The organism is Stutzerimonas sp. Brlt_14, assembly GCF_051948915.1.
GTDB classification, from domain to species: Bacteria; Pseudomonadota; Gammaproteobacteria; order Pseudomonadales; family Pseudomonadaceae; genus Stutzerimonas; species Stutzerimonas stutzeri.
Map to the genome: position 1 here is coordinate 44,642 of NZ_JAYJLM010000007.1, position 25,544 is coordinate 70,185.

At 65.4% G+C, this 25,544-nt stretch carries 29 protein-coding genes and 1 tRNA gene; 18 read left to right on the forward strand and 12 right to left on the reverse strand.

All coding sequences use genetic code 11. The annotated features are described in order from the left end of the window. Positions 1 to 110 precede the first annotated feature (110 nt). From VF716_RS17290 to VF716_RS17315, 6 genes are read left to right on the forward strand one after another with little or no spacing between them, the layout of a single operon-like run. Entirely contained in the window at positions 111 to 818 is a 708-nt protein-coding gene (locus VF716_RS17290; RefSeq protein ID WP_019407306.1) for an RDD family protein, read from the forward strand. Further along, a complete protein-coding gene (locus VF716_RS17295) occupies positions 815 to 1,795 on the forward strand; it encodes a stage II sporulation protein M (RefSeq protein ID WP_125866617.1) in 981 nt (326 codons plus the stop codon). Before VF716_RS17290 ends, VF716_RS17295 begins: the two co-directional genes overlap by 4 nt. Next, positions 1,782 to 3,335: a DUF4129 domain-containing protein gene (locus tag VF716_RS17300; protein WP_440552812.1), complete on the forward strand. Its 1,554-nt coding sequence runs from the start codon at positions 1,782 to 1,784 to the stop codon at positions 3,333 to 3,335. Before VF716_RS17295 ends, VF716_RS17300 begins: the two co-directional genes overlap by 14 nt. Next, positions 3,332 to 4,504 carry a DUF4350 domain-containing protein gene (locus VF716_RS17305; protein ID WP_095460706.1) on the forward strand — a complete coding sequence of 391 codons (1,173 nt, stop codon included), beginning with the start codon at positions 3,332 to 3,334 and terminating at the stop codon, positions 4,502 to 4,504. The genes VF716_RS17300 and VF716_RS17305 overlap by 4 nt, the downstream gene beginning before the upstream one ends. Then, complete coding sequence (locus tag VF716_RS17310; RefSeq protein WP_095460705.1) at positions 4,501 to 5,514, forward strand: AAA family ATPase; 1,014 nt, start codon at positions 4,501 to 4,503, stop codon at positions 5,512 to 5,514. The genes VF716_RS17305 and VF716_RS17310 overlap by 4 nt, the downstream gene beginning before the upstream one ends. Then, complete coding sequence (locus VF716_RS17315; protein ID WP_095460704.1) at positions 5,511 to 6,842, forward strand: DUF58 domain-containing protein; 1,332 nt, start codon at positions 5,511 to 5,513, stop codon at positions 6,840 to 6,842. The genes VF716_RS17310 and VF716_RS17315 overlap by 4 nt, the downstream gene beginning before the upstream one ends. 27 nt (positions 6,843 to 6,869) lie before the next feature. Here the strand turns inward: VF716_RS17315 and VF716_RS17320 are convergent, their stop codons facing one another. From VF716_RS17320 to VF716_RS17330, 3 genes are read right to left on the reverse strand one after another with little or no spacing between them, the layout of a single operon-like run. Then, positions 6,870 to 7,298: a PilZ domain-containing protein gene (locus VF716_RS17320; RefSeq protein WP_017244364.1), complete on the reverse strand. Its 429-nt coding sequence runs from the start codon at positions 7,296 to 7,298 to the stop codon at positions 6,870 to 6,872. Positions 7,299 to 7,344: 46 nt separating this feature from the next. Further along, entirely contained in the window at positions 7,345 to 7,767 is a 423-nt protein-coding gene (locus tag VF716_RS17325) for a DUF4124 domain-containing protein (RefSeq protein WP_011912335.1), read from the reverse strand. 26 nt (positions 7,768 to 7,793) lie between these two features. Further along, positions 7,794 to 8,171, reverse strand: coding sequence for a tetratricopeptide repeat protein (locus VF716_RS17330; RefSeq protein WP_011912334.1), 378 nt, complete (start codon positions 8,169 to 8,171; stop codon positions 7,794 to 7,796). 150 nt (positions 8,172 to 8,321) lie between these two features. On the opposite strand from VF716_RS17330, the gene pyk reads away from it, so the two are divergent. Then, positions 8,322 to 9,770 carry a pyruvate kinase gene (pyk, locus tag VF716_RS17335; protein ID WP_019405555.1) on the forward strand — a complete coding sequence of 483 codons (1,449 nt, stop codon included), beginning with the start codon at positions 8,322 to 8,324 and terminating at the stop codon, positions 9,768 to 9,770. A 51-nt stretch (positions 9,771 to 9,821) separates the two neighbouring features. Here the strand turns inward: pyk and VF716_RS17340 are convergent, their stop codons facing one another. Next, entirely contained in the window at positions 9,822 to 10,769 is a 948-nt protein-coding gene (locus VF716_RS17340) for an iron-sulfur-binding ferredoxin reductase (protein ID WP_125865203.1), read from the reverse strand. After that, the gene (locus tag VF716_RS17345; RefSeq protein ID WP_011912331.1) at positions 10,762 to 11,892 is read right to left on the reverse strand and encodes a GGDEF domain-containing protein; all 1,131 of its coding nucleotides are present in this window, start codon (positions 11,890 to 11,892) and stop codon (positions 10,762 to 10,764) included. Before VF716_RS17345 ends, VF716_RS17340 begins: the two co-directional genes overlap by 8 nt. Positions 11,893 to 12,087: 195 nt before the next feature. On the opposite strand from VF716_RS17345, the gene VF716_RS17350 reads away from it, so the two are divergent. Next, a complete protein-coding gene (locus VF716_RS17350; RefSeq protein ID WP_011912330.1) occupies positions 12,088 to 13,611 on the forward strand; it encodes a fumarate hydratase in 1,524 nt (507 codons plus the stop codon). 71 nt (positions 13,612 to 13,682) lie between these two features. Here the strand turns inward: VF716_RS17350 and VF716_RS17355 are convergent, their stop codons facing one another. The 4 genes from VF716_RS17355 to VF716_RS17370 form a co-directional block, all read right to left on the reverse strand. After that, positions 13,683 to 13,904: a VF530 family DNA-binding protein gene (locus VF716_RS17355; protein WP_095460702.1), complete on the reverse strand. Its 222-nt coding sequence runs from the start codon at positions 13,902 to 13,904 to the stop codon at positions 13,683 to 13,685. An 84-nt stretch (positions 13,905 to 13,988) separates the two neighbouring features. Beyond that, positions 13,989 to 14,570 (reverse strand): DJ-1/PfpI family protein, encoded by a 582-nt coding sequence (locus VF716_RS17360; RefSeq protein ID WP_014596005.1) that lies wholly within the window; start codon positions 14,568 to 14,570, stop codon positions 13,989 to 13,991. Positions 14,571 to 14,623: 53 nt separating this feature from the next. Further along, the gene (locus VF716_RS17365) at positions 14,624 to 15,781 is read right to left on the reverse strand and encodes a phospholipase D-like domain-containing protein (RefSeq protein WP_095460701.1); all 1,158 of its coding nucleotides are present in this window, start codon (positions 15,779 to 15,781) and stop codon (positions 14,624 to 14,626) included. Positions 15,782 to 16,044: 263 nt separating this feature from the next. Next, a complete protein-coding gene (locus VF716_RS17370) occupies positions 16,045 to 16,932 on the reverse strand; it encodes an acyl-CoA dehydrogenase (protein WP_125842014.1) in 888 nt (295 codons plus the stop codon). Between the two features lie 165 nt (positions 16,933 to 17,097). Here VF716_RS17370 and olsB point away from each other — a divergent pair, with 165 nt between their 5' ends. Genes olsB through VF716_RS17385 form a run of 3 tightly spaced genes read left to right on the forward strand, consistent with a single transcriptional unit; the run spans position 17,098 to position 19,223 of the window. Beyond that, positions 17,098 to 17,841: an L-ornithine N(alpha)-acyltransferase gene (gene olsB, locus VF716_RS17375; RefSeq protein ID WP_125850579.1), complete on the forward strand. Its 744-nt coding sequence runs from the start codon at positions 17,098 to 17,100 to the stop codon at positions 17,839 to 17,841. Then, positions 17,842 to 18,615: a lysophospholipid acyltransferase family protein gene (locus VF716_RS17380; RefSeq protein ID WP_125850580.1), complete on the forward strand. Its 774-nt coding sequence runs from the start codon at positions 17,842 to 17,844 to the stop codon at positions 18,613 to 18,615. A gap of 38 nt (positions 18,616 to 18,653) precedes the next feature. Then, on the forward strand, positions 18,654 to 19,223 hold the full coding sequence (locus tag VF716_RS17385; protein WP_011912323.1) for an ACP phosphodiesterase: 570 nt from the start codon (positions 18,654 to 18,656) through the stop codon (positions 19,221 to 19,223). A gap of 12 nt (positions 19,224 to 19,235) precedes the next feature. On the opposite strand, the gene VF716_RS17390 is transcribed toward VF716_RS17385, so the two are convergent. Both VF716_RS17390 and VF716_RS17395 read right to left on the reverse strand, forming a co-directional pair. Then, positions 19,236 to 20,012 carry a class II aldolase/adducin family protein gene (locus VF716_RS17390; RefSeq protein ID WP_049338699.1) on the reverse strand — a complete coding sequence of 259 codons (777 nt, stop codon included), beginning with the start codon at positions 20,010 to 20,012 and terminating at the stop codon, positions 19,236 to 19,238. Between the two features lie 106 nt (positions 20,013 to 20,118). Beyond that, complete coding sequence (locus tag VF716_RS17395) at positions 20,119 to 20,571, reverse strand: flavodoxin (RefSeq protein WP_011912321.1); 453 nt, start codon at positions 20,569 to 20,571, stop codon at positions 20,119 to 20,121. A gap of 216 nt (positions 20,572 to 20,787) precedes the next feature. On the opposite strand from VF716_RS17395, the gene VF716_RS17400 reads away from it, so the two are divergent. The 7 genes from VF716_RS17400 to VF716_RS17430 all read left to right on the forward strand — a co-directional run bounded on the left by VF716_RS17400 (position 20,788) and on the right by VF716_RS17430 (position 24,326). Next, positions 20,788 to 21,414, forward strand: coding sequence for a PilZ domain-containing protein (locus VF716_RS17400; RefSeq protein WP_049338697.1), 627 nt, complete (start codon positions 20,788 to 20,790; stop codon positions 21,412 to 21,414). A 66-nt stretch (positions 21,415 to 21,480) separates the two neighbouring features. After that, positions 21,481 to 22,185, forward strand: coding sequence for a dihydromonapterin reductase (gene folM / locus VF716_RS17405; protein WP_049338695.1), 705 nt, complete (start codon positions 21,481 to 21,483; stop codon positions 22,183 to 22,185). Between the two features lie 17 nt (positions 22,186 to 22,202). Further along, positions 22,203 to 22,577, forward strand: coding sequence for a dihydroneopterin triphosphate 2'-epimerase (gene folX / locus VF716_RS17410; RefSeq protein ID WP_011912318.1), 375 nt, complete (start codon positions 22,203 to 22,205; stop codon positions 22,575 to 22,577). A gap of 76 nt (positions 22,578 to 22,653) precedes the next feature. Then, positions 22,654 to 22,947 (forward strand): DUF1244 domain-containing protein, encoded by a 294-nt coding sequence (locus VF716_RS17415; RefSeq protein WP_026006492.1) that lies wholly within the window; start codon positions 22,654 to 22,656, stop codon positions 22,945 to 22,947. Further along, positions 22,944 to 23,282: a HopJ type III effector protein gene (locus VF716_RS17420; protein WP_011912316.1), complete on the forward strand. Its 339-nt coding sequence runs from the start codon at positions 22,944 to 22,946 to the stop codon at positions 23,280 to 23,282. The genes VF716_RS17415 and VF716_RS17420 overlap by 4 nt, the downstream gene beginning before the upstream one ends. Before the next feature lie 212 nt (positions 23,283 to 23,494). Then, positions 23,495 to 24,250, forward strand: coding sequence for a sulfate transporter CysZ (gene cysZ, locus VF716_RS17425; RefSeq protein ID WP_014595998.1), 756 nt, complete (start codon positions 23,495 to 23,497; stop codon positions 24,248 to 24,250). After that, positions 24,216 to 24,326: transfer RNA gene (locus tag VF716_RS17430), tRNA-OTHER, on the forward strand. Before cysZ ends, VF716_RS17430 begins: the two co-directional genes overlap by 35 nt. A 99-nt stretch (positions 24,327 to 24,425) precedes the next feature. On the opposite strand, the gene VF716_RS17435 is transcribed toward VF716_RS17430, so the two are convergent. Further along, positions 24,426 to 25,535 carry an NADH:flavin oxidoreductase gene (locus VF716_RS17435; RefSeq protein ID WP_011912314.1) on the reverse strand — a complete coding sequence of 370 codons (1,110 nt, stop codon included), beginning with the start codon at positions 25,533 to 25,535 and terminating at the stop codon, positions 24,426 to 24,428. Between the last annotated feature and the right edge of the window lie 9 nt (positions 25,536 to 25,544).

The window sequence follows — 25,544 nt, forward strand, 5'->3', positions numbered from 1 at the left end:
TCCCACTTTCGGCGCCCGGCCGGTCATCTGGCCATCGCGCGCATTGCCGCAGCCGTGCTTGCCGCATAGCATCAGCTTCTGCCTGACCCTAGACGACCTTGCCCTTGCCCTTGCCATCGAACATCGACCGCCAAGCCCTGCTCGACACCAGCCATCGCGTGGAAACCCCAGAGGGCATCGACCTGGTGTTGCGCCCGGCCGGTCTCGTTCCGCGCGCGCTCGCCTTCACCATCGACCTGGGTATTCGCGGCGCCCTGCTACTGACCCTCTTCTTTACGCTCGGACTGCTTGGCAAGTTCGGCATGGGGCTGGGCGCACTGCTGCTGTTTCTCGTCCAGTGGTGGTACATGGTGCTCTTCGAAGTTCTGAATCAGGGTCGCACCCCGGGAAAATACTGGCTGGGGCTGCGCGTCGTGCATGACGACGGCACGCCGGTGGGCTGGACGTCCTCGCTGACGCGCAATCTGCTGCGTTTCGTCGACCTGCTGCCGTTCGGCTATTTCCTGGGCGCATTGAGTTGCCTCGCAAATCCGGCCTTCAAGCGACTCGGCGACCTGGCAGCAGGCACGTTGGTGGTCTATCAGGAAAAACCTGCAGTGCGCCCAGCACTGCCGGATGCGGAAGCCGTCACGGCTCCGTTCAAACTGACCCTCGACGAGCAGCGCGCGCTGATCGCCTTTGCCGAACGCCAGGCCAGCCTTTCCGCCGAGCGCCGCCTCGAGCTGGCTTCGATCCTGGCCGAACCGCTGGCGACCTCGGACCAGGAGGCCGAGGCGAAAATTCACGGCATCGCCCGTTCGCTGATGGGTGCAGCATGAAGCAGGCCGCATTCGAACGCCTGCATCAGGCGCGCTGGCTCGAATTCGCAGCGCAGCTGGACGCGCTCGAGCGTGGCAAGGCCAGCGCGCAACAGGCCGACGCCTTCCCTGCCGCCTACCGCCAGCTCTGCCAGCAGCTCGCCATTGCCGAATCCCGCGGCTACAGCAGCCAGTTGGTCGAGCAGCTGCAACGGCTGGTCCTGCGTGGCCATCAGCAGTTCTATCGCCACCGCAGCCCGTTGCTCGGCCGCATGCTCGGCTTCATCACTGGCGGGTTCGCCCGCGCCGTGCGCCTCCAATGGCGCTACGTGCTGGCGGCCAGCCTGCTGTTCTACGGCAGCCTGCTCGGCATGGCTGCGCTGGTATACGCCTTTCCGGACCTCGTCTACAGCGTGCTGCCGGCCGACCAGGTCGCGCAGATGGAGCAGATGTACGACCCCGATGCCAGTCGCCTGGGCCGTTTTGCCGAGCGCGGAGCCGGTGACGACTGGCTGATGTTCGGGTACTACGTGATGAACAACATCGGCATCGCCTTCCAGACGTTCGCCAGCGGGCTGCTGTTCGGCCTGGGGACCTTGTTCTTCTTGCTCTTCAACGGCCTGACCATCGGCGCAGTAGCCGGCCACCTGACGGGCATCGGCTACCACCAGCCATTCTGGTCGTTCGTCATCGGCCATGGTGCGTTCGAGCTGACGGCCATCACCTTCGCCGGCGCGGCCGGGCTGCAGCTCGGTGCTGCACTGTTGGCGCCGGGCTGCCGAACTCGCGCGCAAGCACTGCGCCTGGCAGCCAAACACGGCATCCAGCTGGTCTGCGGAGCAACCGCCTTCCTGCTGATCGCCGCATTCGTCGAAGCCTATTGGTCCTCCATGACGCTGACGACACCGACGATCAAATACATCGTCGGCGCAGCGCTGTGGCTGCTGGTGGGCGCCTACTTCATGCTCGCCGGGCGGGGTCGTTATGCAGCTGACTGAAGCCAGCGTCTCGATACGCCCGCGCAGTTCATGGGAGGCGCTGGATCTCGGCATCCATCTGGCCCGGCGCCACGCCAGACTGCTGATGCTCAGCTGGGCAGCCGTCACGCTGCCGGTTTTCGGCTTGTTCAGTCTGCTGCTGTGGCAGCACCCGAGCGTCGCGCTGCTGCTGTTCTGGTGGCTCAAGCCGTTGTTCGAGCGGCTACCGCTGCACATCCTGTCCAAAGCCCTGTTTGGCGAGACGCCCTCCCTGCGCGAAAGCCTCAAAGCCTTTCCTGGCCTGTTGCGCCAGCAATGGCTGGCCAGCCTGACCTGGCGCCGGCTGAGCACGACGCGCAGCTTCGACCTGCCTGTGCAGCAGCTCGAAGGCCTCGACGGCCGGGCGCGCAAGCAGCGCCTGGTGACACTGAGCCTGCGCAACGGTCGCGCGGCCAGCTGGCTGACCGTGGTTGGCGTACATCTGGAAGGCGCGCTCTGGCTCGGCCTGCTGGGCCTGCTGTATTTCTTCCTGCCGGCACAGCTGGTTCAGCGCTGGAACTGGGAGGACCTGCTCGGGCTGAGCGGCGAGTGGCTCTGGCTCGAGCATCTGTCGAACCTGCTCTACGCGCTGGTGCTGGTCGTCTGGGAACCGATCTACGTCGCCTGCGGCTTCAGCCTCTATCTCAACCGACGCACCCACCTTGAAGCCTGGGACATCGAACTCGCCTTCCGCCGCCTGCGTCAGCGCCTGCTCAGTACCGTGCCAGCGGTTCTGCTCGCCGTCGGCCTGTTGTTCTGGCCGGCGGACAATAGCGCCTGGGCGGCACCCGCTGCGCAAGCCGACACCACCCAGCCGGGACCGGAGAGCGAACGACTGCTCAACCAGCCACTGACCAGTGACGCAGCGCGCAAACGAATCGATGCGCTGCTGGACCAGCCGCCGTTCCAGCATCGCGAAACCGTCACGCGCTGGCGCTTGGGCGATGGCCAAGCGTCCGAGCGACCAAGCACCCTGGCACGCCTGCTCGAACGCCTGCTGCAGGGCGGTTCGCTGTGGCAAGGGCTGGAGCGCCTGGCGCAGGTCCTGGAAGTGCTGCTGTGGACGCTGCTGGCCTCGGTGGTGGCGATGGTGTTATGGCGCTACCGCGACTGGCTGCAGGTTTTCGCCGGGCGCCTGCGCATGCCCAAGCGACGTACCGCCGTAGCGCCCACGCAGCTGTTCGGCCTCGATGTCGCGCCCGAGAAGCTGCCTGCCGACATTGCCGGCGAAGCCGAACGGCTCTGGCAGACTGACCCACGTGCGGCACTGGCACTGCTCTATCGCGGCCTGCTCAGCCGCCTGCTGCACGACTTCCAGCTACCCTTGAACGCAGCACACACCGAAGGTGAAGTACTGCAGCAGGTGCGCCAGCTGCAGCACGAGTCCCTGGCCGGCTTCGCCGAGCGCCTCACCCGACATTGGCAGGCGCAGGCGTACGGGCACCGACCCGCCGAAACGGAGGCCCGCGATGCGCTGTGTGCCGATTGGCGCGGACTGTTCGGCCAGCAGGTGCAGTCATGAGTCGCCTGCATACGCGTGCGCTGGCCGCCGTGGCGGTGCTGCTGCTCGGCCTGTTGATCATCTGGCTGGCCAGCCAGCTGCAACCCTACGAGGATGTGGTCGAACATGGGCCGGCCCCGGAAGCACGCAGTAACCCTTATCTCGCCGCGGAGCTGTTCCTGCGCGGCCTCGGCCTCACGGTGGAACATCACGAAGGCATCGGCGGCGTCGAGACGCTGTCAAGCGAGGGCCAGACCCTGCTCCTGCTGGGTGACCGGCGCAACCTGACGCCACGGCAGACCGAACGCCTGCTCGATTGGGCGGCCGCCGGCGGCCATCTGGTGGTGGTGGCGGAGCGGCTGTGGGACGAGAAAGCCGGCAAAAGTGGCGACCTGCTGCTCGACCGGCTCAATCTGCAGCAGTACGCAACGGAGGAACTGGACGAAAGCAGCCAGACGCCGCAGTCCTCAACCGCCGAAGAGCATCCGCAGCTGACCAAGCTCTACCTGGAGAACGAGCGCGCACCAGCGTTCATCGCCTTCGACACCGACTTCCATCTATACGACGCCGACAATCGGGCCCACGCCTGGGCCAACAGCGCCGGTGCCACGCATATGCTGCAGCTGCAGCACGGCGACGGGCTGATCACCGCCCTGACCGATAGCTGGATCTGGCAGAACCGCAAGATCGACGATTACGACCACGCCTGGCTGCTGTGGTATCTGACCCAGGACAGCGCAGTGACGCTTGTGCACCGCAGCGAGCACGACGGGCTGTTCACGCAGCTGCGCCGGTATTTCCCGCAACTGCTGGTCGCCCTGGGACTGCTCCTTGTGCTCGGGCTCTGGCACGCCGGTCAGCGTTTCGGGCCGATATTGCCTGCCGCCAGCCCGGCGCGCCGGCAGCTGCAAGAGCACCTGCACGGCTCGGCGGAGCTCCTCATGCGTCACGGCAATCAGGCCCGGCTGCTGCAGCAGCTGCAGCTGGACATCCGCTGCCGCGCCAGCCGCCATCACCCAGGCTTCGAACAGCTCTCGGCCGGTGCGCAACTGCCCCTGCTCGCCCGCCTCACCAATCTGCCACCAGGCCGTGTCGAGCAGGCCATGCGCCCAGTGCCGGCGCAGCGCCTGTCGGCCATCGAATTCACCCGCCAGGTCGCCGACCTGCAAAGCCTCAGGAATGCGTTATGAGCGAACAGATCCCCGATTCGAGCAGCCCCGCCCCGACCGCCAGCCCCATCAGCCAGCGCGCACGTGCCGCCCAGCTGGCCCAGGCGCTGCGCGATGAACTGCACAAGGCGGTGATCGGCCAGGACGAGGTCATCGACGGCGTTCTGACCGCGCTGATCGCCGGTGGGCACGTGCTGATCGAAGGTGTCCCCGGACTGGGCAAGACGCTTCTGGTGCGTGCCTTGGCGCGCTGCTTCGGTGGCGAGTTCTCGCGCATCCAGTTCACGCCGGACCTGATGCCCAGCGACGTCACCGGCCATGCGGTCTACGACATGCAGAGCGAGCAGTTCAAGCTGCGCAAGGGGCCGGTATTCACCAATCTGCTGCTGGCCGACGAGATCAACCGCGCACCAGCCAAGACTCAGGCGGCACTGCTCGAAGTGATGCAGGAGCGGCAGGTGACCCTCGAAGGCCGGGCATTGGCAGTGCCGCAACCGTTCATGGTCATGGCGACGCAGAACCCCATCGAGCAAGAAGGTACCTACCCGCTGCCAGAAGCCGAACTGGACCGCTTCATGCTCATGTTGCGCATGGATTACCCGCAAGCGGAGGAAGAGCTGGAGCTGGTCCGTCAGGTCAGCCGTTCGGCACGCGCCGACATGCTCGACGTCAGCGCACTGCGTCAGCTGGTGCAGGCGCGCGACGTGCAGGCGCTGCAGAAGATCGCCAGCGAACTGCCGCTGGATGAGCAGGTGCTGGACTATGCCGTGCGCCTGGTGCGCAGCACGCGCAGCTGGCCAGGCCTGGCGCTGGGTGCTGGCCCCCGTGCCTCGATCGCCCTGGTACGCGGCGGACGTGCCAGGGCGCTGCTGCGCGGCGGCGAGTTCGTCACCCCGGATGACATCAAGGATTGCGCGCGGGCCGTGCTTCGCCATCGCGTACGGCTTTCGGCGGAACTGGATATCGAGGGGCTTTCGGTGGATCAGGTCCTGCACCAGCTACTCGATCAGGTCCCGGCGCCGCGCGCATGAGTCCATCCCGTCGCCTGCTCGTTGCGCTGGCCGCCCTGGCGCTGCTGGCCCTGGTCATCGGCGTAATGGCCGCGCTGCAGCTGGAACTCGCAACCAGCCTGCAGCCGGTCTGGTGGGGGCTGCTGCTGGCATTGCTGGCCACGGCACTGTTCGATGTCTACAGGTTGCGGCGCCTGCCGACACCCGAGGTGCAACGTAGCCTGTCGGGCAGCCTGCCGCTGGGCCACTGGAGCCCGGTGCAGCTTACGGTGAGCAATCGACAGCCCGCTCCGCTCGAGCTGGAGCTGTTCGATCACGTCCCGCCCGGCATGACCGTCGAGCAGCTGCCACAGCGGGTGCGTCTGCAATCCGGCGAACATTGCCGTCTCGACTACCGCGTGCAGCCGAACCAGCGCGGACAGGTAATGTTCCAGCGTTGCGATGTCCGCCTGCTCAGTCCGCTGGGCCTGTGGCGCAGTCGGCGACCGCTGACGTTGTTCAGCGAGACGCGCGTCTACCCCGACTTCGCTCAACTGCATGGCGCCGGACTCAAAGCCATCGACCTGTGGCTGAACCGCCTTGGCGTGCGCCAGCAACCACGTCGCGGGCTCGGCCTGGAGTTTCACCAGCTACGCGAGTTTCGCGAAGGCGACACCCTGCGCCAGATCGACTGGAAGGCCACCGCACGCGCCCGTACACCGATCGCCCGCGAGTACCAGGACGAGCGCGACCAGCAGATCATGCTGATGCTCGACTGCGGCCGCCGGATGCGCAGCCAGGATGGCGACCTGTCGCATTTCGACCATGCGCTCAACGCCAGCCTGCTGCTCGCCTATGCCGCGTTGCGGCAAGGCGATGCGGTCGGTGCCTGCACCTTCGCCAGCCACGCGCAGCGCCATGTGCCGCCAGCGAAGGGCCAGCAACAACTGCGCCTGCTGCTCAACAGCCTCTATGACCTGCAACCGACCCAGCAGCCGGCCGACTACAGCGCGGCCGTCGAGCAACTGCTGGCACGCCAGTCACGCCGAGCGCTGGTCATCGTGCTGAGCAATCTGCGTGACGAGGATGACGTCGAGCTGCACTCGGCCCTGCAGCGCCTGGCCCGTCGGCATCGCGTCCTGCTGGTGAATCTGCGTGAGGAAGTGCTGGATCAGCTGCGCCAGCGGCCGGTGCAGAGTCTGGATGACGCGCTCGACTACTGCGGCGCACAGGATTACCTCAACGCCCGCCAGCAACTGCACCGTCGTCTGAGCGCCGGCGGCCTGCCGGTGCTCGACGTCCAGCCCAGCGACCTCGGGCCGGCGCTGGTCGGCCGTTATCTGGCCTGGAAGAAAACCGGGTCGCTGTAAGGCTGGCCAAGGCACTCCATCACAGGTCTAGACGCCGTGACAGCAGTCCTTGTCGGTAAAGCGGTCCGAGGGCGGGCAGGTCTGATGCGCCAGCGGCACATGCAGCATCGGCTGGAAGCTGAAGTAGTGATGCAACGCGGCGATCATCTCGCGGATCTCGCCTGGCGGATCGATCAGCGAGAAGCCGGTGTCGTAGCTGCCCGGCGTCACGTCTTCGCTTGACCACAGGCTGAAGGCGCTGAAATCCACATGGCGCAGCTGGCCGGTCTGGCCGGGGATTTTCAGGCGCATCTCGAAGCGTACCCCGAGCATCATCGGATAGGGGCTGATCAGCATCAGTCCGCCCTCGGACAGATTGCCGATGAAGCCCAGCGGCTTTTCCGTGAAACGGTTGAATACGTTGAGGTAGTACGGCAGCTGATGCCGCTGAATACGACGCTGGTTCGCCATGTTCATGTCGTCCAAGCCTTCTACCTTAGCCCTGCGATCGAGTCCCTTCGGCTCAGTTGCAGACCTGGCTGATGCGCGCCGCCAGGCGCTGTCGAGCCGCCTCTAGTTCACTGTCACTGTAGTAGACGCGCTCTCCGGCTGCATCGTTACGGAAGAAGCGTCCGCCGAGCTGCAATTGCGACAACTGGCTGCGCAGGCTCTGGCATTCCTGCTCTCGAGCAGCCCGTGTCTGGCTGGCCTGCTCGCGCGCCGCCTGCTGCTCCTGGCGGCGCGCATCGAAGAAACGCTCACTGCGCGCCTCGCGCTCGCGGGTCTGGTCGTCGCGCTCGACGACCTGCGGACGCACCTCGATCTGCTCGGCGCCAGCGGGCGGACGCTGACCGAAATGGACGCGCCCGTCGGCATCGGTCCACCGGTAGATCTGCGCGGATGCCAGCGCCGGCATCAGTATCAGGGTCAGAAGCAGCGCTCGCATGTTCCCTCACATGAACGGTGTGGTGTTCAACGCCTGGCCGGCTGTGCCACCGGCTGCGCCTCGCTGTGATAGTGCCCCAGCTGACGCAGAGTCTCCAGTCGGGCACGGGCGCGGTAGGCGTATTCGCTGGCAGGGAATCGCTCGATGATGAAGCGGTAGGTTTCCGCCGCGTCGACGAACAGCCCCTGCCGCTCCAGGCACTGGCCGCGCAGCAGCGAAATCTCCGGCTGCGCCTGGCTACGCGGTTTGCTGCGACGCTCCGCCTGCGACAGCGACTGCATCACCCGCTCGCAGTTATCCGCCTCGTAATGCCGGTATGCCTCGTCCAGATGGCGATCGGACGCATGGCGGGCACTACAGCCCACGGTGAACAGGGTCAGAAAAACGATGATCAGGGTACGCATGGGTTCCTCCGTAATGCTCCTGTATCGACCGCGCCGGAAAAACCTGCAGACAGCCCGTCAGATGCGCCGAAAGAGTAGTGGCCGCCGGGCGATGACTACAACGGTCGAGCATAGTAGCCTCGCTGCCAGCCAGAAGAAGGAGCCATTTGAATGATTCAGCGTCGCACCAAGATCGTCGCCACCCTGGGCCCGGCCAGCAGTTCGCCGGATGTGCTGGAGAAGATGATCATCGCCGGGCTGGATGTCGCCCGCCTGAACTTCTCCCACGGCAGCCCCGACGAGCACCGTGCCCGGGCCGAGCTGGTCCGTGAGATCGCCGCTCGCCATGGCCGCTTCGTCGCGTTGCTGGGCGACCTGCAGGGCCCGAAGATCCGCATCGCCAAGTTCACCGACAAGCGCATCGAGCTGAAGGAAGGCGACCAGTTCCGCTTCTCCGTCACCCACCCGCGCGACGCCGGCACCCAGGAAGTCGTTGGTATCGATTACCCGGATTTGGTCAAGGATTGCGGTGTTGGCGACGAGCTGCTGCTGGACGATGGGCGAGTGGTAATGCGCGTGGACAACGCCACGGCCGATGAACTGCACTGCACCGTGCTGATCGGCGGCCCGCTGTCCGACAACAAGGGCATCAACCGTCGCGGCGGCGGTCTGACCGCACCGGCGCTGACTGCCAAGGACAAGGCCGACATCAAACTGGCCGCCGACCTGCAGCTGGATTACCTGGCCGTTTCCTTCCCGCGTGACGGCGCGGACATGGACCTGGCGCGCCGCCTGCGCGACGAAGCCGGCTCCAGCGCCTGGCTGATCGCCAAGATCGAGCGCGCCGAAGCGGTCGCCGATGACGAGGCGCTCGATGGCCTGATCCGCGCCAGCGACGGCGTGATGGTGGCGCGCGGCGACCTCGGCGTGGAAATCGGCGATGCCGAACTCGTGGGCATCCAGAAGAAGATCATTCTGCACGCGCGTCGCCACAACAAGGTGGTGATCACCGCGACCCAGATGATGGAGTCGATGATTCACAGCCCGATGCCGACCCGTGCCGAAGTGTCCGATGTAGCCAACGCGGTACTCGACTACACCGACGCGGTGATGCTGTCGGCGGAAAGCGCCGCTGGCGAATACCCGATCGAAGCGATCAAGGCCATGGCGCGCGTCTGCTGCGGTGCGGAAAAGCACCCGACCAGCACCAAGTCCGGTCACCGCCTCGGCCAGCAATTCGAGCGCTGTGACGAAAGCGCGGCCCTGGCGGCGATGTACACCGCCAACCACTTCCCCGGCGTCAAGGCGATCATTGCCCTGACCGAAAGTGGCTACACGCCGCTGATCATGTCGCGCATCCGCTCCTCGGTGCCGATCTTCGCCTTCTCGCCGCACCGCGAAACCCAGGCACGGGTTGCGCTGTTCCGCGGCGTGCAGACCATTCCGTTCGATCCGGCCGCGCTGCCGGCGGACAAGGTCAGCCAGATCGCGGTGGAAGAGTTGCTCAAGCGCAACATCGTGCAACCGGGCGACTGGGTGATCCTGACCAAGGGTGACAGCTACCACGACAGCACGGGCGGCACCAACACCATGAAGATCCTGCGCGTCGGCGATCAGTAATCGCGCCAGCGCATCAGCACAAAGGCCGGCATCTTGCCGGCCTTTGTGCTTTCAGGAGACGCCGGCTTGGTTGGCGCCGATAAAGGCATCGCCGAATATCTGACCGCGCGGCAGACCAGCGAGATACAGACGCCGGGCACAGACGTCGACGAACGATGGACCGCCGCAGACCAGCGCGACATCACGGCGCGATGTGGGCCGCAGCGTACTCAGCATGCGGTCCCGCTCTTCATGGCTGATCCATTCCAGTTGCAGGTTGTCATGCGCCCGCGCCAATGCCTGCAGAGGCTCCTTCAGGTAATGCCCCTGACGGCAGACATGCAACAACCGGATCGGGCCGCGATGGCCCTGGCGCAAGCTCTCGCGCAACAGACTCCAGAGGGGTGCCAGCCCGGTTCCGGCCGCCAGCAACAGCAAGGGTCGCTCGCACCATTCCGGCTCGTAGTGCAACGCGCCTCCATGCAGTTCGCCCAGCCGCAGCAGGTCGCCGGGACGCAATTCACGCGCGAAGTCGCAGAAGGCGCCGGGTCGGCTGCTGTCGATATGAAACTCCAGCCAGGGATCCTCGTTGGGAAGGCTGGCCAGAGAATATGGCCGAGCCACCCCTGCCGCCGTCCAGAGCAAGAGATGCTGACCAGCGCGATAGCGCAGCGGCCGCTCCGGCAACAGACGCAGCCGCAGCACATCGGCGCCCAACCGTTCCAGGCTTTGCACCCGCGTGGCCAGCCCGTCGCGACGAGGATCGAACACCTCCAGGCTCAGATCGCCGTCGACCCGGCACTGGCAGGCGAGCCGCCAGCCGGCCTCGCGCTGCTCGGGTCGCAGCAGCTCCGGCTGCAGGTCGCGCGGCTCCCCTGCCACGCATCGCACCAGGCAGGCATGGCAGCTTCCGGCGCGACAGCTGGAGGGCACCGTCACGCCAGCCAGCGTCAGCGCGTCGAGCAGATTGCTCTCGGTTGGTACGGTCCAACGACGTCCGGCGCAGCGGAGTTCAGGCATCGCAGGTATCCCATGCCGCCTCGCAGCGATTGCGCCCGGCCCGCTTGGCTCGATAGAGCGCCTCGTCCGCCCGCTGCAGGGCGGCATCCAGCTCATCCCCGGCGTTCAACAGGGTCAGGCCGATGGACAGGCTGAGATGGCCGGCCGCGATCTCGGCATCCTCCGGCTCGGCACTGGCGAAGGCTTCGCGCAAACGCTCACAGCAGGCACGGAACTGCTCGGCGTCGGTTTCCGGCAGCAGCAGGACGAACTCTTCGCCGCCGTAGCGGGCCAAGACGTCGTCGTCACGCAGGCAGGAGCGCGCCACCTTGGCGAAGGTCTGCAGCACGCGGTCGCCAGTGGCATGGCCGTGGATATCGTTGATCCGCTTGAAGTGATCGAGGTCGATCAGCGCGAGGCCCGATTGATGCCCCTTGCGCAGACGACTCAGGTCGCCCTCGGCGATGCGCAGGAAACGTTGACGGTTGTACAGCCCAGTCAGCTCATCGGTGGAGGCCAGGTCCTCCAGCTGCCGCATCATGCCGCGCAGGGTGTCCTGGTGCGCCTGCAGCGCATAGCGACGTTGGCGCATGCGCTGGCGCAGACGATGTACGTGACCGGCGAACAGGCACATCCAGATCAGTGTCACCAGCAGCACGCTGGCCTGTAGCGCGAGCGCCGTGGTGTCCATCGGGCGCTCGAGGTAGTAGTCCAGCGCGGCCAGGCCGACGAAGCTGAGAAATGCCAGGGAGGCGTAGCGGATGAAGATCTTGGGCGGCAGAAAGACCGCGAACATCAACACCAGCAGATAGAGCACGAGCAGTGAGCCCCGTGCGCTCCCCAGGTTGAAGAGGAAATAGGTCAGCCAGATCAGCCCCACCAGCACCTGTGGCTCGGTCAGGCTGGGATCCTTGAAGCGCAGATTGATGCCTCGGTGGAACAGCCAGAAGAACATCAGCTGACTCACCACGATCAGCGCCGAATGCACCACCGCGCTGGCGATCGGCGCCTCGTAGAAACCACTCGCCACGGCCACCCAGGTCAGCAGCAGGGCCAAGCCATAGGTGACGGACGCCATTGCGAATCGCCGAGTGACCAACTGCTGCAGCGATCGCTCATCGGTCTCGTAACGCATCGCACTCATAGGGATCCATCCCACTGTGGCAATTTGCCGCACTCTACGCCTACCGAAAACAAAAACCTAGCCGGCATTCCCATCGCTCCTGGTCCGTCCGTGTACCGCGCAGTCTGACGCGTTATACTGCCGCGCATTTTTTCGCGGCGCGTCGACTGCCACTCCCGACGCGCCTCTTACCGCCCCGCCATGAGGACGCGCTGCATGACCGTGATCAAGCAAGACGACCTGATTCAAAGCGTCGCCGACGCTTTGCAGTTCATTTCTTACTACCATCCCGTGGATTTCATCCAGGCGATGCACGAAGCCTACCTGCGTGAAGAATCCCCGGCCGCCCGCGACTCCATGGCGCAGATTCTGATCAACTCGCGCATGTGCGCCACCGGTCATCGTCCGATTTGCCAGGACACCGGCATCGTCACCGTCTTCATCCGCGTCGGCATGGACGTGCGCTGGGACGGCGCCACCATGAGCGTCGACGACATGATCAACGAGGGCGTACGCCGCGCCTACAACCTGCCGGAAAACGTCCTGCGTGCTTCGATCCTGGCCGACCCGGCAGGTTCCCGCAAGAACACCAAGGACAATACCCCGGCCGTCATCCATTACTCCATCGTCCCGGGTGACAAAGTCGAGGTGGATGTGGCCGCCAAGGGCGGTGGTTCCGAGAACAAGTCGAAGATGGCCATGCTCAACCCGTCCGACTCCATCGTCGACTGGGTGCTGAAGACCGTTCCGACCATGGGCGCCGGCTGGTGCCCGCCGGGCATGCTCGGCATCGGCATCGGCGGCACCGCGGAGAAGGCCGCGGTGATGGCCAAGGAAGTGCTGATGGAATCCATCGACATCCATGAGCTGAAAGCCCGTGGCCCGCAGAACCGCATCGAAGAGCTGCGTCTGGAGCTATTCGAGAAGGTCAACCAGCTGGGCATCGGCGCCCAGGGCCTGGGCGGCCTGACCACCGTGCTCGACGTCAAGATCATGGATTACCCGACCCATGCCGCATCCTTGCCGGTATGCATGATCCCCAACTGCGCCGCCACCCGTCATGCGCACTTCGTACTCGACGGCTCCGGCCCGGCCAGCCTGGAAGCACCGCCGCTGGACGCCTACCCGGAAATCGTCTGGGAAGCCGGCCCGAGCGCACGCCGCGTCAACCTCGACAGCATCACCCCGGAAGAGGTGCAGAGCTGGAAGCCGGGCGAGACCATCCTGCTCAACGGCAAGATGCTCACCGGTCGCGACGCCGCGCACAAGCGCATGGTCGACATGCTGAACAAGGGCGAAGAGCTGCCGGTAGACCTCAAGGGCCGCTTCATCTACTACGTCGGCCCGGTCGATCCGGTCGGTGACGAAGTGGTTGGCCCGGCTGGCCCGACCACCGCGACGCGCATGGACAAGTTCACCCGTCAGATTCTCGAGAGCACTGGCCTCTTGGGCATGATCGGCAAGTCCGAGCGCGGCCCGATCGCAATCGAGGCGATCAAGGACAACAAAGCCGTCTACCTGATGGCCGTGGGCGGCGCCGCCTATCTGGTGGCGCAGGCGATCAAGAAGTCCAAGGTGCTGGCGTTCGCCGAACTGGGCATGGAAGCGATCTACGAGTTCGAAGTGAAGGACATGCCGGTCACCGTTGCGGTGGACACCAACGGCGAGTCGGTGCACATCACGGGACCGGCGATCTGGCAGAAGAAGATCGCCGACAGCCTGGCGGTCGAAGTGCAGTAATCGCCTCAGTGGAAAACGAAAAGCCCGGCCTCAGTGCCGGGCTTTTCGTTGTCAGCGTCAGACCGGATCGATCAGCCGCGGCGGTGCAACTGGACGAACAGCGCTTCGACTTTCTGCCGCGCCCATGGCGTCTTGCGCAGGAATTTCAGGCTCGACTTGATGCTCGGTTCGCTCTTGAAGCAACGGATATCGACGCGCTGGGCCAAGCCGTCCCAGCCATAGTGGGCATGCAGCTCGGTGAGCATGGCTTCAAGGGTGATGCCATGAAGGGGATCGTTGGGAGTGGCAGACACGAATGGCGCTCTTGCTGAAGCGGCACGAGCCGCGGGGTCGTCATGCGTGCCGCCCGGCAAATGCGAGACGGCACGCAGGGCATCCTACAGCTTTATCTCGGTGCCGAGCAGCTTGAGAAAGCCCGCCAGCCAGGCGGGATGCGCCGGCCAAGCCGGGGCGCTGACCAGATTGCCTTCGGTGTGCGCCTGGTCTACCGGGATATCGACGTAGTCGCCGCCGGCCAGCTTCACCTCCGGTGCGCAGGCTGGGTAGGCGCTGCACGCGCGGCCCTTCAACACACCGGCAGCGGCCAGCAGCTGTGCGCCATGACAGACGGCGGCGATCGGCTTGCCGGCTTCGTCGAAGGCCCGTACCAGCGCCAGCACCTGCTCGTTCAGACGCAGATACTCCGGCGCGCGGCCGCCAGGAATCACCAGCGCGTCATAGTCCTCGGCACGCACCGCGGTGAAATCGAAGTTCAGCGCAAAGTTGTGGCCCGGCTTCTCGCTGTAGGTCTGGTCGCCCTCGAAATCATGGATCGCGGTGCGTACGGTGTCGCCGGCCTTCTTGTCCGGGCACACCGCATGCACGCGATGGCCGACCATCTGCAGTGCCTGGAACGGCACCATGGTTTCGTAATCCTCGGCGTAATCACCCACCAGCATCAAAATGTTCTTTGCTGCCATTGCATCGTCCTCTTTCGCGCGGGTTTGGAGCATCGCTCCGGTACGCAACGGCCTCAGCCATTGCGGTTGAAAATGTTCACCAGCAGGCGGTCCATTGCGCCCCACATGCGCTGATAGAGCCGCACGTGCAGCGGCCTAGCGTACCAGCCGGCCAGGTCGATATCCCTGCTGTGCTGAAAATCACGCTCGAAACTCTGCTGGACCTGCGCACTGAAGGCGGCATCGATGGCTTCGAGATTGGCCTCCAGATTCCAGCGCAGATTCCAGTAGTCGAAGTTGCACGAGCCGACGCTGACCCAGTCATCGACCAGCACCATTTTCAGGTGCGAGAAGTGTGGCTGATATTCGTAGATCCGCACGCCGGCACGCAGCAGACGCGGGTAGAAGCGCTGGCCGGCATAGCGAACCGGCGGGTGGTCGGTGTTGCGACTGGTGAGCAGCAGGCGCACGTCGACGCCACGGCGTGCCGCCCGGATCAGCGCACGGCGCACCTTTCCGGTGGGCAGGAAATAGGGCGTCGCCAGCCAGATACGATTCTGCGCGCGGCGCAGGTTGCGCAGCAGGCTGAGCAGGATATCGCGGTGCTGACGCGCCGCGGCATAGGCGACGCGGCCCAGGCCCAGCCCTTCAGGCACATGCGGAATGCGCGGTGCGCGGCTCGGCAGCGGCAATTGCCAGATGCGTCGCTTCAGGCAGTGCACCCATTGGCTGTCGAACAGCGCCTGCCAGTCCTGCAACAGCGGGCCGAACATCTCGACCATCACCTCGTGCCAGTGCACGGCAGGTTTGCGCGGGTTCCAGAATTCGTCGGTGATACCGGTGCCACCGACGAAGGCGACGCCGCCGTCCACCAGCAGCAGCTTGCGATGGTCGCGATGGAGGTTGCGCAGCTTGAGGCGCAGCGACAGCGGGTTGTACAGCCGCAGCTCGATCCCGGCGGCAGTCATGCGGTCGCGATTGGCCTGGCTCATCTTCAGGCACCCGAAACCGTCGAACAGGCAGCGCACGCGCACGCCCCGCTCCGCCGCACGCACCAGCGGCTCGAGCATGCGTTCCAGGCAATAGCCGTCCTCCACCAGATACAGCTCGAGATCGATGCGCCGCTCTGCGCCCTCGATCGCTTCGATCATGGCGGGAAAGAACTGCGGCCCGTCGACCAGCAGACGGAAGCGGTTGTCGCTGCGCCAGGGAAATACGGCACCGGCCAGCATCACCAGGCATCACCTGGGTTGAACGCGCCGGCAGCCCGGCGAAGCGACATGGCAGAGCAACAACGATACGACATGAAATCCCTTTTTCCGGTCGACATCCCGAAGCAAACGCAGAAGGCTGCATCGATCCGCGCAAGACGGACGCAGCGCGGTAGCTTACCCGCGCACCTCGGCAAGGCAATGGCTGGCGTGGCAGGCGCCGGCGCAAACGGGTGATCCCTATAGGCTCGCCACGGGCAGGCAGAGTTCCCGCCAGCAGGCTTTTAGCCCAGCCCGAGCGCGCGGCAGGCCTGCTCCAGGCGGCGCGCCTGTGCATCTCGCGCCAGCGCCAGCACGCCTCGATCGCGCTGCCAGAGCGCCGCGACTTCGCCGCGAGCCATGACCGAGTCGAGTCCCCCTTGCAGCGCAGCGAACTGCTCGAGCTGTGCGGCCAACAGGAGGTGCGTGGCGGGCTCGTCGGCTGGCAGTCGGGCCACTTCCGCCGCGCCGCCCAGGATTGCCAGCAGGCGAAGCTGCAGGTCGCGCGGCCACTGCTCGCGCAGCGCCACACCATAGAGCCAGGCGGTCAGCGCGGCCAACACGTGCAGATCCTCATGGGTACGGAAAGGTTTGACGTAGTCACTCCAGCCATCGCCGGCCAGGCGCTTCGCCGGCGCGCCAGCCAGCTGGAGGCGGGCATGAGGGATGTCGGGTACGATCGGCAGACTCGGGCCCGGGGTCAGCGCTACGCCAGCAGCGGTCGGCTCGACGGCGAACAGGCCGAGGCGCGGCGGCTCGTCGGCACCCTCCTCCCGGGCCGAGACCAGCAGCCACTGCACCGCATCGCCGGTGGTCACGAAGTCCTTGCTGCCATTGAGCTGCACGCCGTCCCAGCGCGTGGTCATGTCGGCGGGGCGCAGCCTGCGTCGTTCAGTGGTGCAAAGCGCCCCCAGCCCTGCCGGCGCCTCGGGCCACAGCGCCCGCAGCGCTGCCTGATAGCCGGCAAGAAAAGCCAACCCTGGCGTCGCCGCCAGGCGCCCACCGTGTACCGCCAGGCCCAGCGTGCCCGAGCGGCCAGCCGCTGCGCACAGATCTTCATACCAGCCGCTTAGCCCGGCGCTAGCCGCGATGGGCTGCAGCGGCCCGATCAATTCTGCCCAGGACATGCTCATCTCCAAGGTTTCACGCCGTCATCCAACCATCATCCGTTCGTCACAGCGGCGACATGCCCGGCCCCTAGCCTGATCCAGCCAGACCAGGCGAGCCCAACGATAACAACCAGACGCTCGCGATGCATCGCCAACCCGCCACTGCCACGGCGGACAAGGAGACAGAGCATGAATGCCATCGTCGACCGCAGTACACGTCAACTTCAAGCCGAACGCCTGCAAGGTGAAGATGCCCTGCGCGAAGCCCAGGCCCTGCGCTATCGCGTATTCACCAGCGAGTTCGAGGCTCGGCTGCAGGGTGCCGAACTGGGCCTGGACATGGACGATTTCGACAGCCACTGCCGGCATATCGGCGTGCGTGACCTAGCCAGCGGCGAGCTGGTCGCCACCACCCGCCTGCTGGACCACCTTACCGCGCGCCGGCTGGGACGCTTCTATAGCGAAGGCGAGTTCGCCCTGCATGGCCTGGCGCAGCTGGACGAGCCAGTACTGGAGATCGGCCGCACCTGCGTGGCGCCGGCCTATCGCAACGGCGCGACCATCGCCGTGCTCTGGAGCGAGCTGGCCGAGGAGCTCAATCGGGGCGGTTACCGCTACCTGATGGGCTGCGCCAGCATCCCCATGCGCGACGGCGGCATCCAGGCCCACGCCATCATGCAGCGGCTGCGCAACAGCCACCTCAGCACCGAGCTGCTGCACGCCGAGCCGCGTACGCCGCTACCCGCACAGGAGCTGCCGGAGAACGTCACCGCCCAGCTGCCACCGCTGCTCAAGGCCTACATGCGCCTCGGCGCGAAGATCTGCGGCGAGCCCTGCTGGGATCAGGAATTCCAGGTGGCCGACGTGTTCATCCTGCTCAAGCGCGAAGAGCTCTGTCCGCGCTACGCACGCCATTTCAAGGCAGCGGTGTAGATGCCGCGCATGCGCCTGTACTGGCGTCTGCTGCGGGTTGCCGGGGTGGTTCTGAGCGGCCTGATCGTGGCGGCCGCGCTGGGGCTTGCCGAACGCGGCGCGATGCCCGTCTCGGCCTCGCGCAAGCAGCAGCTGACCCGGTGGTTTCTCGCCCGACTGGCGGCCACTCTGCCCTTTCGCGTATGCGTCACGGGCGAGCTGCCGGCGCAGCCGATGCTGTGGGTGGCCAATCATGTCTCCTGGTGCGATATCCCGCTGCTGGGGATGCTCGCGCCGCTGTCCTTCCTGGCCAAAGCCGAGGTCCGCGCCTGGCCCGCGCTGGGTTGGCTCGCCCAGGCGGCCGGCACGCTGTTCATTCGCCGTGGAAGCGGCGACGCGGCGTTGGTCAATCGGCAACTGACCACGCACCTGCTCCAGGGGCGCCATCTGCTGATCTTCCCCGAAGGCACCTCGACCGATGGCAAGGAAGTGCGCACCTTCCATTCTCGGCTCTTCGCCTGCGCCATCGATGCAGGGCGAGCGGTGCAGCCGGTCGCCATCCGTTATCGACGCAACGGCGAACGGGACACCATCGCACCCTTCATCGGCGACGATGAGTTGCCCGACCATCTACATCGCCTGCTGACGAGCGATAGCTGCGACGTGGAAATCCGCCTGCTGCCGCCGATCGATACGCGCACGCTCGACCGCAAGGCCATCGCCACCGCCGCGCAGCACGCGATCGCCGACGCGCTGCGGCCCGAGTCGCGCGGGCAGCTGCGCGAGGCAGCCTGAGGCGCCCCAGGACACGGTAGCTGCGCTAAGCTTCGCCCATGAACTATCTCGCACACCTTCACCTCGGCGGCCCGCAGCCGGGGGACCTGCTCGGCAGCCTCTACGGCGACTTCGTCAAGGGGCCGCTACAGGGTCGCTGGCCGGCCGAGATCGAAGCCGGCATCCGCCTGCATCGCCAGATCGACGCCTTCACCGACAGTCATCCGCTGGTTCTGCAGGCCAAAAGCCGCTTCCCCAGCGAACGACGCCGCTATGCCGGCATTCTGATAGACCTGTTCTTCGATCACTGCCTGGCGGCCAACTGGGCGGACTATTCGAGCGAGCCCCTCGAGCGCTTTACCCAGCGCGTCTACCGCGTACTGGCTGCCGAACCCGAGCTGCCAGGCAAGCTTGCGGTGATCGCGCCGCACATGGCCGCGCACGACTGGCTGGGCAGTTATCGCGAATTCGAGGTACTGGAACGGGTGCTGGCCAACATGAGCCGGCGTCTGAGCCGACCGGATGGCCTGGCCGGCGGGCTGGCCGAGCTGGAGCAGCTGTACGAACCGCTGCTCCAGGATTTCCGCGACTTCTATCCAGCGCTTCAGCAATTCGCCAGAACGGCCTGAGGCGCTGGTGCCTCAGGCATCGTAACCGGGGCTTTGCACATCCAGCTTGCGCAGCAGGGCCGGCCAGGCCAGCGCGCCGCCCATGCCCGAGCGGGTTCGGGTCACCCCGGCGGCCATGGCCTTGGCGCCGGCCAGGATCTGTTCCGGAATGGCGATCAATTCGCTGCCGCCGGCCTGTGCCATGACCTGGATTTCGCAGGCGCGCTGGAAGATGAACATCATCAGAAAGGTGTCGGCGATGCTGCCGCCGCAGGTCATCAGGCCGTGGTTGTGCAACAGCATGAAGCCGGTCTCGCCCAGGTCGGCTTGCAGTCGCGCCTTTTCCTCGTGGTTCAGTGCGACCCCCTCATAACCGTGCGTCGACAGGCTGGCCAGAACGAACAGCGACTGCTGGCTGATGGGCAGCAAACCCTGACGCTGCGCCGATACGGCGACCCCAGCGGCGGTATGGGTATGCATGACGCAGGCGACGTCGTGGCGAACCTCATGCACCGCGCTGTGGATGGTGTAGCCGGCGGGATTGATCTCGTAGGGAGTGTCCATCACCTTGTTGCCGGCCAGGTCGACCTTGACCAGGCTCGAGGCGGTGATTTCATGGAACATCAACCCGTACGGATTGATCAGGAAATGCTCGGTGTCGGGAATCTTCGCCGAGATATGGGTGAAGATGAGGTCATCCCAGCCGTGTAGCGCCACCAGTCGGTAGCAGGCGGCGAGGTCCACCCGCGCCTGCCATTCGGCGGGGCTGACCTGGGGCTGAAGCGAAGGCAGGGTGTGCAGCGCAGTCATCGAGGGCACCTCTTGTTATTGTCGTGAAGGTGCCATCGATTCTAGCCAGCCGCCGACAGCGCGGCAGTTGCCCTTGCAGCCAGGCCGTTGGCCCGGCGAGCCAGGATCAGCCGCGCAGGGCTGCAGCGAATGCCTCCAGCCAGGGCTCGGCATCGCTTTCCGGGGTGACCGTCTCACTGGCATCGAGACGCAGCATCTCCACCACTTCACGCACGCCCAGTTCGGCGTACAGCTCGCGGATCAATTCACCACCGCCACAGAAGGTGTCGCCGTAGCTGGCGTCGCCCAACGCGATGACGGCACCAGGCAGGCCGCTCCAGGCCGGAAACCGATCACGAATGGCGGTGTACAGGGGAATGAAGCTGTCTGGCAGCTCGCCCATGCCGGTGGTGGAGGTCACGACCAGCAGCGCGTCGGGCGCAAAGTCGAGAATCTGCTGCAGCTGGGCGCGGGGATCGTGCCAGGCGTCGAAGCCGGCGGCCTTCAACTGGCGTTCGGCATGGCGGGCTACGTCTTCGGCCGTGCCGTAGACGCTTCCGGAAAGAATGGCGACTTTCATGCTGCGCTCCGAGGCAATTCAAAGCCGCGCATTATGCCGCAATCTCCACACTGCGACGCACAACCAGGAAGCACCAGCGATACGGAACTAAACTTCGCACAGGCGATCGAAGGCCCGATTGCCACAATGAATGCGGCCATTCCGGTCGCAGGCGAAAGCGGCCACGACCGCGACGCCAGATCGAGGGAAGGCCGGCGCCTTCCGAGGGTATCCGCAATGGCGGAAGAGACCATACTCAGCAAAGACGAGCTGACCTTCATCCGCCAGCTGATGCAGCGCAACGGCGGCAGCGGCAGCGAGCGCTCCACGGGTTTCCGGATCGATGGCGGCGCGCGTTCCAACGAGCTTCTGATGCAACTGGCCGCCCGCGCCAACCTGTCGTTGCAGGCCGAGTTCGAGGACTTCCGCATGTCCTTCCCGCTGCAGCTGCGCGAAGACGAGCTGCACAGCCTCGATCTGCAACTGGCGCCACCGGTCATCTACGAGCGTGGCCCGACGACCCGCGCCTGGCGGTTGCATCTGGACGAGCCGCTGCCGTTGCTGGAGAGCGACGGCGGCGAGAGTCCGCTGAGCGTGCATGAACTCTCCCCCCACGGCCTGCTGGTAGAAGCCGGCAAGCATCGCAAGCCCCCCAAGCATTTCCATCTGCGCCTGGCCTTGCCTGACGATACGCCGCTGGAAATCGACGCCCACCGGGTACGCGAACTGAACGGCGGCCGGGCCGCCTATGAAGTCGAGTTCGCCCGGGAAAAGGACGCCGAGCGCATCCGCTCCTTCCTCTATCGCCAGCACCAGCGGCTGCACCCCGATTTGCAACCTGAGCTGCCGGCTGATCTGGTGTAAGCTGCCACGCCATTAGCGACGGCCCGCGCCTGCGGGACGTCCGCCCACTTCCGGCAGTGGATACTCATGCATCAGGCCCCGATTCTCATCACCGGAGCCAGCCAGCGGATCGGGCTGCATTGCGCCGAACGCCTGCTGGATGACGGTTACCCGGTCATCATCAGCTACCGTCGCGAGCGCGACAGCGTAGCGCGGCTGCGTGCCCGCGGAGCGCAGGTGGTGCAGGCGGATTTCAGCGATGAAGCCGGCATTCATGCCTTCATCACTGCCATCCGGCAACTGACCGGCAGCCTGCGGGCGATCGTGCACAACGCCTCGCAATGGCGCGCCGATACGCCCGGGCAGGAAGCCGACGCCTTCCGCCAGCTGTTTCAGATCCACATGCTCGCGCCCTACCTGATCAACCTGCGCTGTGCCGATTTGCTGCGCTACGGCGGCCCGGCGGATATCGTGCACATCGGCGACGATGTCACCCGCAAGGGCAGCAAGAAGCACATCGCCTACGCCGCGAGCAAGGCCGGCCTGGACAGCCTGACGCTTTCCTTCGCCGCCAGCCTGGCCCCGCAGATCAAGGTCAACGGCATTGCGCCGGCGCTGATCCAGTTCAACCCGGACGACGACGAGGACTATCGCCGCAAGGCATTGGCCAAGTCGGCGCTGGGTATCGAGCCCGGCGCCGAAGTGATCTACCAGAGCCTGCGCTATCTGCTCGACAATCCCTACGTCACCGGCATCACACTGACCGTCAACGGCGGTCGCCATCTGATCTGACACGACAAGGAGACGACATGCCCAGACTGGAACCCGCGATGGCGCGCATCCGCGTCAAGGACCTGCGGCTGCGCACCTACATCGGCATCAAGGAAGAGGAAATCCTCAATCGCCAGGACGTGCTGATCAACCTGACCATGCTCTACCCGGCCGCCGAAGCGGTGCGCGAGAACGACATCGAACAGGCGCTGAACTACCGCACCATCACCAAGGCGATCATCCAGCATGTCGAGGACAACCGTTTCGCCCTGCTCGAACGGCTGACCCAGGAAATCCTCGATCTGGTGATGCAGTATCCGCAGGTGCGCTATGCCGAAGTGGAGGTCGACAAGCCTCATGCGCTGCGCTTCGCCGAGTCGGTATCGATCACCCTGGCAGCCCATCGGGATTGACGCGGAACAAGGCTGGTTCGCTCAACGAGGCGAGGTTATGATCCGGCCGACCTCAGCCAACGCCGAGACCCGAGAGATGAACGACCAAGAACGCACTGAACTGGAAGCCGCCGCCTTCCGTCGCCTGGTCCAGCACCTGCGCACCCGCCCTGATGCGCAGAATATCGACCTGATGAATCTGGCCGGTTTCTGCCGCAACTGCCTGTCGAAATGGTACAAGGCCGCCGCCGACGACCTGGAGGTCGAACTGACCATCGACCAGGCGCGCGAAGAGGTGTACGGCATGCCGTACAGTGAATGGAAAAAACGCTATCAGAAGGAAGCGACCGCCGAGCAACAGGCCGCTTTCGACAAGGCACAGAAAGAATGACAGACCTGAAGGACTTCCGCGCGAGCCTGCGCAACCGCAACCACGCGTTCAGTGACACCCTCGCCTTCATCGCCAGCAACTACGACTACCAGCCGAGCCGTTTCGTCAATGGCACGCTGGAGAATGCCGCCGGCGAGAACGAGGGCTCCTGCAAGACGCTCGGCCTGGCCCTGCTGGAGGGTTTCAGCACGGAAGAGGCTCTGCTCGCGTTCGGCGAACACTACCAGGCGGTGCTGGCCAACCCGAACGGCAGCGACCATCGCAACATCCGCGCGCTGATGGAGACGGGACTGCCGGGCGTGCGCTTCGACAGTCAGCCACTCCACCGCAAGTAAGCCGCGTTGCGACAAGAGCCGGCCCGCCCGGCTCGACCGAAGAAAAAGGGTCATCCAAGCACTTGGGGAAGGCTTAAGGAGCGGATGACCCGAAAAGCGATGGGCACCACCTTACCCATGCCGCAGCGCGGCGGATAATTCAGCTTTCGCATCCCGCCCATAGTCGTGGGCTATCCCTCTTCCCGTCACGACAATGCCTCACAGGAGATGCCATGCCCGTATCCGCTCTTTCCGGCCCGCAGTACCTGCGCGAAGGTCTGCGCCTGGTGCTTAGCCCGGGGCTGCGCCTGTTCGTGATCCTGCCCCTGACCGTGAACGTACTGCTGTTCTTCGGCCTGATCTGGCTGGCCGTGGGCCAGTTCAGCGGTTGGGTCGACACCTTCATGCCGAGCCTGCCGAGCTGGCTGGCCTTTCTCGAATACCTGCTCTGGCCGTTATTCGTTGCGCTGGTGGTGCTGATGGTGTTCTTTACCTTCACCATGCTGGCCAACATCATCGCCGCGCCCTTCAACGGCTTTCTCTCAGAGAAGGTCGAGGTGGTGGTACGCGGAGAAGACGCCGCACCGCCCTTCAGTTGGGCCGAGCTGCTTGCCATGCTGCCCCGCACCATCGGCCGTGAATTGCGCAAGCTGGCCTACTTCGCACCGCGTGCACTCGCCCTGCTGGTGCTCTCGTTCATCCCGGTGCTGAACCTCGCAGCCGCACCGTTATGGCTGCTGTTCGGCGTGTGGATGATGGCGGTGCAGTACATCGATTACCCCGCGGACAACAACAAGCTGAGCTGGGCCGACATGATGGTCTGGCTGCGCCAGCGTCGCTGGCAGAGCCTGAGCTTTGGTGCGGTGACCTATGCGGCGTTGCTGGTACCGGTGCTGAACCTGCTGATCATGCCGGCAGCGGTCGCAGGAGCCACGTTGTTCTGGGTCCGGGAAGGCGGGCCGAATCGGCAGTTGGACCGAAAAGCATAGACGTCAGGCGTCTCGCTCGGCGGTCACGGTCCTAGCGCCGCAAGGTGTGAGAGTTCGAGTCTCTCCGTCCGCACCACGTCACCATGCTGACAACTCAGCACGAAGGCCTGGCGAGACCGGATGCTGCCGGGCAAGGGGAAATCGGCAGCCAGATCACCCTGGCTGCCGCCCTCACTCACGCCAGCGTCTTCAACGCCTCGCGGCTGAACGGCAGAATGTCCTGCATCCGCCCCTCGCGCACCTTTACCGCCCATTCCGGATCGCAGATCAGCGCACGCCCCACCGCCACCAGATCGAACTCGGCCTTGTTCAGCCGCTCCAGCAGGCCTTCGATGTTGGCCGGCTGCGCCACCTTGTCGGTCTTGACCATGAACTGCAGGAATTCGCCGTCCAGGCCGACGCTGCCCACGGTGATAGTCGGCTTGCCGGTCAGCTGGCGGGTCCAGCCGGCCAGGTTGAGTTCCGAGCCCTCGAACTCCGGTTCCCAGAAACGACGCGTCGAACAGTGGAAGATGTCCACCCCGGCGTCGGCCAGCGGCGCGAGGAACTCGCCGAGCGCTTCGGGCGACTGCACCAGCCGTGCGGTGTAGTCCTGCTGCTTCCACTGCGAGAAGCGGAAGATGATCGGAAAATCAGGCCTGACCGCCGCACGTACGGCCTGCACCAGCTCGATGGCGAAGCGCGAGCGGTTGGCCAGGCTGCCGCCGTACTCGTCGGTGCGCTGGTTGCTGCCTTCCCAGAAGAACTGGTCGATCAGATAGCCATGGGCACCGTGAATCTCCACGCCGTCCATGCCGATCGCCTGCGCGTCGCGGGCGGCCTGGGCGAAGGCTTCGATCACGTCCTGAATGTCCTGCTTGGTCATGCCATGAACGACGACCTGCCCGTCCTTTTGCTTTTCCATCGGCCCGTAACCTGGCACGTCCGGCTCCGGCTCAGTGCCCTTGCGACGCACGTTGCCCACGTGCCAGAGCTGCGGGACGATCTTGCCGCCAGCGCCATGCACCGCCTCGACGACAGCCTTCCAGCCGGCCAACGCATCCTCGCCATAGAAGCGCGGAACATGCGGGTACCCGTTGGATGCCGCGTGATTGACCGTGGTGCCCTCGGTGATGATCAACCCGACCCCGGAAGCAGCACGCCGACGGTAGTACTCCACCACATCGGCGGTGGGTACGCCGTTGGGCGAGAACGACCGGGTCATCGGCGCCATGACCACACGGGTCGGCAAACGAAGGGCGCCCAATTCGAAGGGCTCAAACAGGGCTTGTACGCTAGCGGTCATCGATGCGAC

Coding starts and splice junctions, on each gene's coding strand:
- VF716_RS17350 (WP_011912330.1), top strand. CDS start 12,088: ATGACCGTGATCAAGCAAGACGACCTGATTCAAAGCGTCGCCGACGCT.
- folX (WP_011912318.1), top strand. CDS start 22,203: ATGCCCAGACTGGAACCCGCGATGGCGCGCATCCGCGTCAAGGACCTG.
- VF716_RS17305 (WP_095460706.1), top strand. CDS start 3,332: ATGAGTCGCCTGCATACGCGTGCGCTGGCCGCCGTGGCGGTGCTGCTG.
- VF716_RS17435 (WP_011912314.1), bottom strand. CDS start 25,535: ATGACCGCTAGCGTACAAGCCCTGTTTGAGCCCTTCGAATTGGGCGCC.
- VF716_RS17340 (WP_125865203.1), bottom strand. CDS start 10,769: ATGCCTGAACTCCGCTGCGCCGGACGTCGTTGGACCGTACCAACCGAG.
- VF716_RS17390 (WP_049338699.1), bottom strand. CDS start 20,012: ATGACTGCGCTGCACACCCTGCCTTCGCTTCAGCCCCAGGTCAGCCCC.
- olsB (WP_125850579.1), top strand. CDS start 17,098: ATGAATGCCATCGTCGACCGCAGTACACGTCAACTTCAAGCCGAACGC.
- VF716_RS17345 (WP_011912331.1), bottom strand. CDS start 11,892: ATGAGTGCGATGCGTTACGAGACCGATGAGCGATCGCTGCAGCAGTTG.
- VF716_RS17360 (WP_014596005.1), bottom strand. CDS start 14,570: ATGGCAGCAAAGAACATTTTGATGCTGGTGGGTGATTACGCCGAGGAT.
- VF716_RS17300 (WP_440552812.1), top strand. CDS start 1,782: ATGCAGCTGACTGAAGCCAGCGTCTCGATACGCCCGCGCAGTTCATGG.
- VF716_RS17395 (WP_011912321.1), bottom strand. CDS start 20,571: ATGAAAGTCGCCATTCTTTCCGGAAGCGTCTACGGCACGGCCGAAGAC.
- VF716_RS17320 (WP_017244364.1), bottom strand. CDS start 7,298: ATGAACATGGCGAACCAGCGTCGTATTCAGCGGCATCAGCTGCCGTAC.
- VF716_RS17420 (WP_011912316.1), top strand. CDS start 22,944: ATGACAGACCTGAAGGACTTCCGCGCGAGCCTGCGCAACCGCAACCAC.
- cysZ (WP_014595998.1), top strand. CDS start 23,495: ATGCCCGTATCCGCTCTTTCCGGCCCGCAGTACCTGCGCGAAGGTCTG.
- VF716_RS17370 (WP_125842014.1), bottom strand. CDS start 16,932: ATGAGCATGTCCTGGGCAGAATTGATCGGGCCGCTGCAGCCCATCGCG.
- VF716_RS17400 (WP_049338697.1), top strand. CDS start 20,788: ATGGCGGAAGAGACCATACTCAGCAAAGACGAGCTGACCTTCATCCGC.
- VF716_RS17415 (WP_026006492.1), top strand. CDS start 22,654: ATGAACGACCAAGAACGCACTGAACTGGAAGCCGCCGCCTTCCGTCGC.
- pyk (WP_019405555.1), top strand. CDS start 8,322: ATGATTCAGCGTCGCACCAAGATCGTCGCCACCCTGGGCCCGGCCAGC.
- folM (WP_049338695.1), top strand. CDS start 21,481: ATGCATCAGGCCCCGATTCTCATCACCGGAGCCAGCCAGCGGATCGGG.
- VF716_RS17295 (WP_125866617.1), top strand. CDS start 815: ATGAAGCAGGCCGCATTCGAACGCCTGCATCAGGCGCGCTGGCTCGAA.
- VF716_RS17325 (WP_011912335.1), bottom strand. CDS start 7,767: ATGCGAGCGCTGCTTCTGACCCTGATACTGATGCCGGCGCTGGCATCC.
- VF716_RS17310 (WP_095460705.1), top strand. CDS start 4,501: ATGAGCGAACAGATCCCCGATTCGAGCAGCCCCGCCCCGACCGCCAGC.
- VF716_RS17380 (WP_125850580.1), top strand. CDS start 17,842: ATGCCGCGCATGCGCCTGTACTGGCGTCTGCTGCGGGTTGCCGGGGTG.
- VF716_RS17385 (WP_011912323.1), top strand. CDS start 18,654: ATGAACTATCTCGCACACCTTCACCTCGGCGGCCCGCAGCCGGGGGAC.
- VF716_RS17365 (WP_095460701.1), bottom strand. CDS start 15,781: ATGCTGGCCGGTGCCGTATTTCCCTGGCGCAGCGACAACCGCTTCCGT.
- VF716_RS17330 (WP_011912334.1), bottom strand. CDS start 8,171: ATGCGTACCCTGATCATCGTTTTTCTGACCCTGTTCACCGTGGGCTGT.
- VF716_RS17315 (WP_095460704.1), top strand. CDS start 5,511: ATGAGTCCATCCCGTCGCCTGCTCGTTGCGCTGGCCGCCCTGGCGCTG.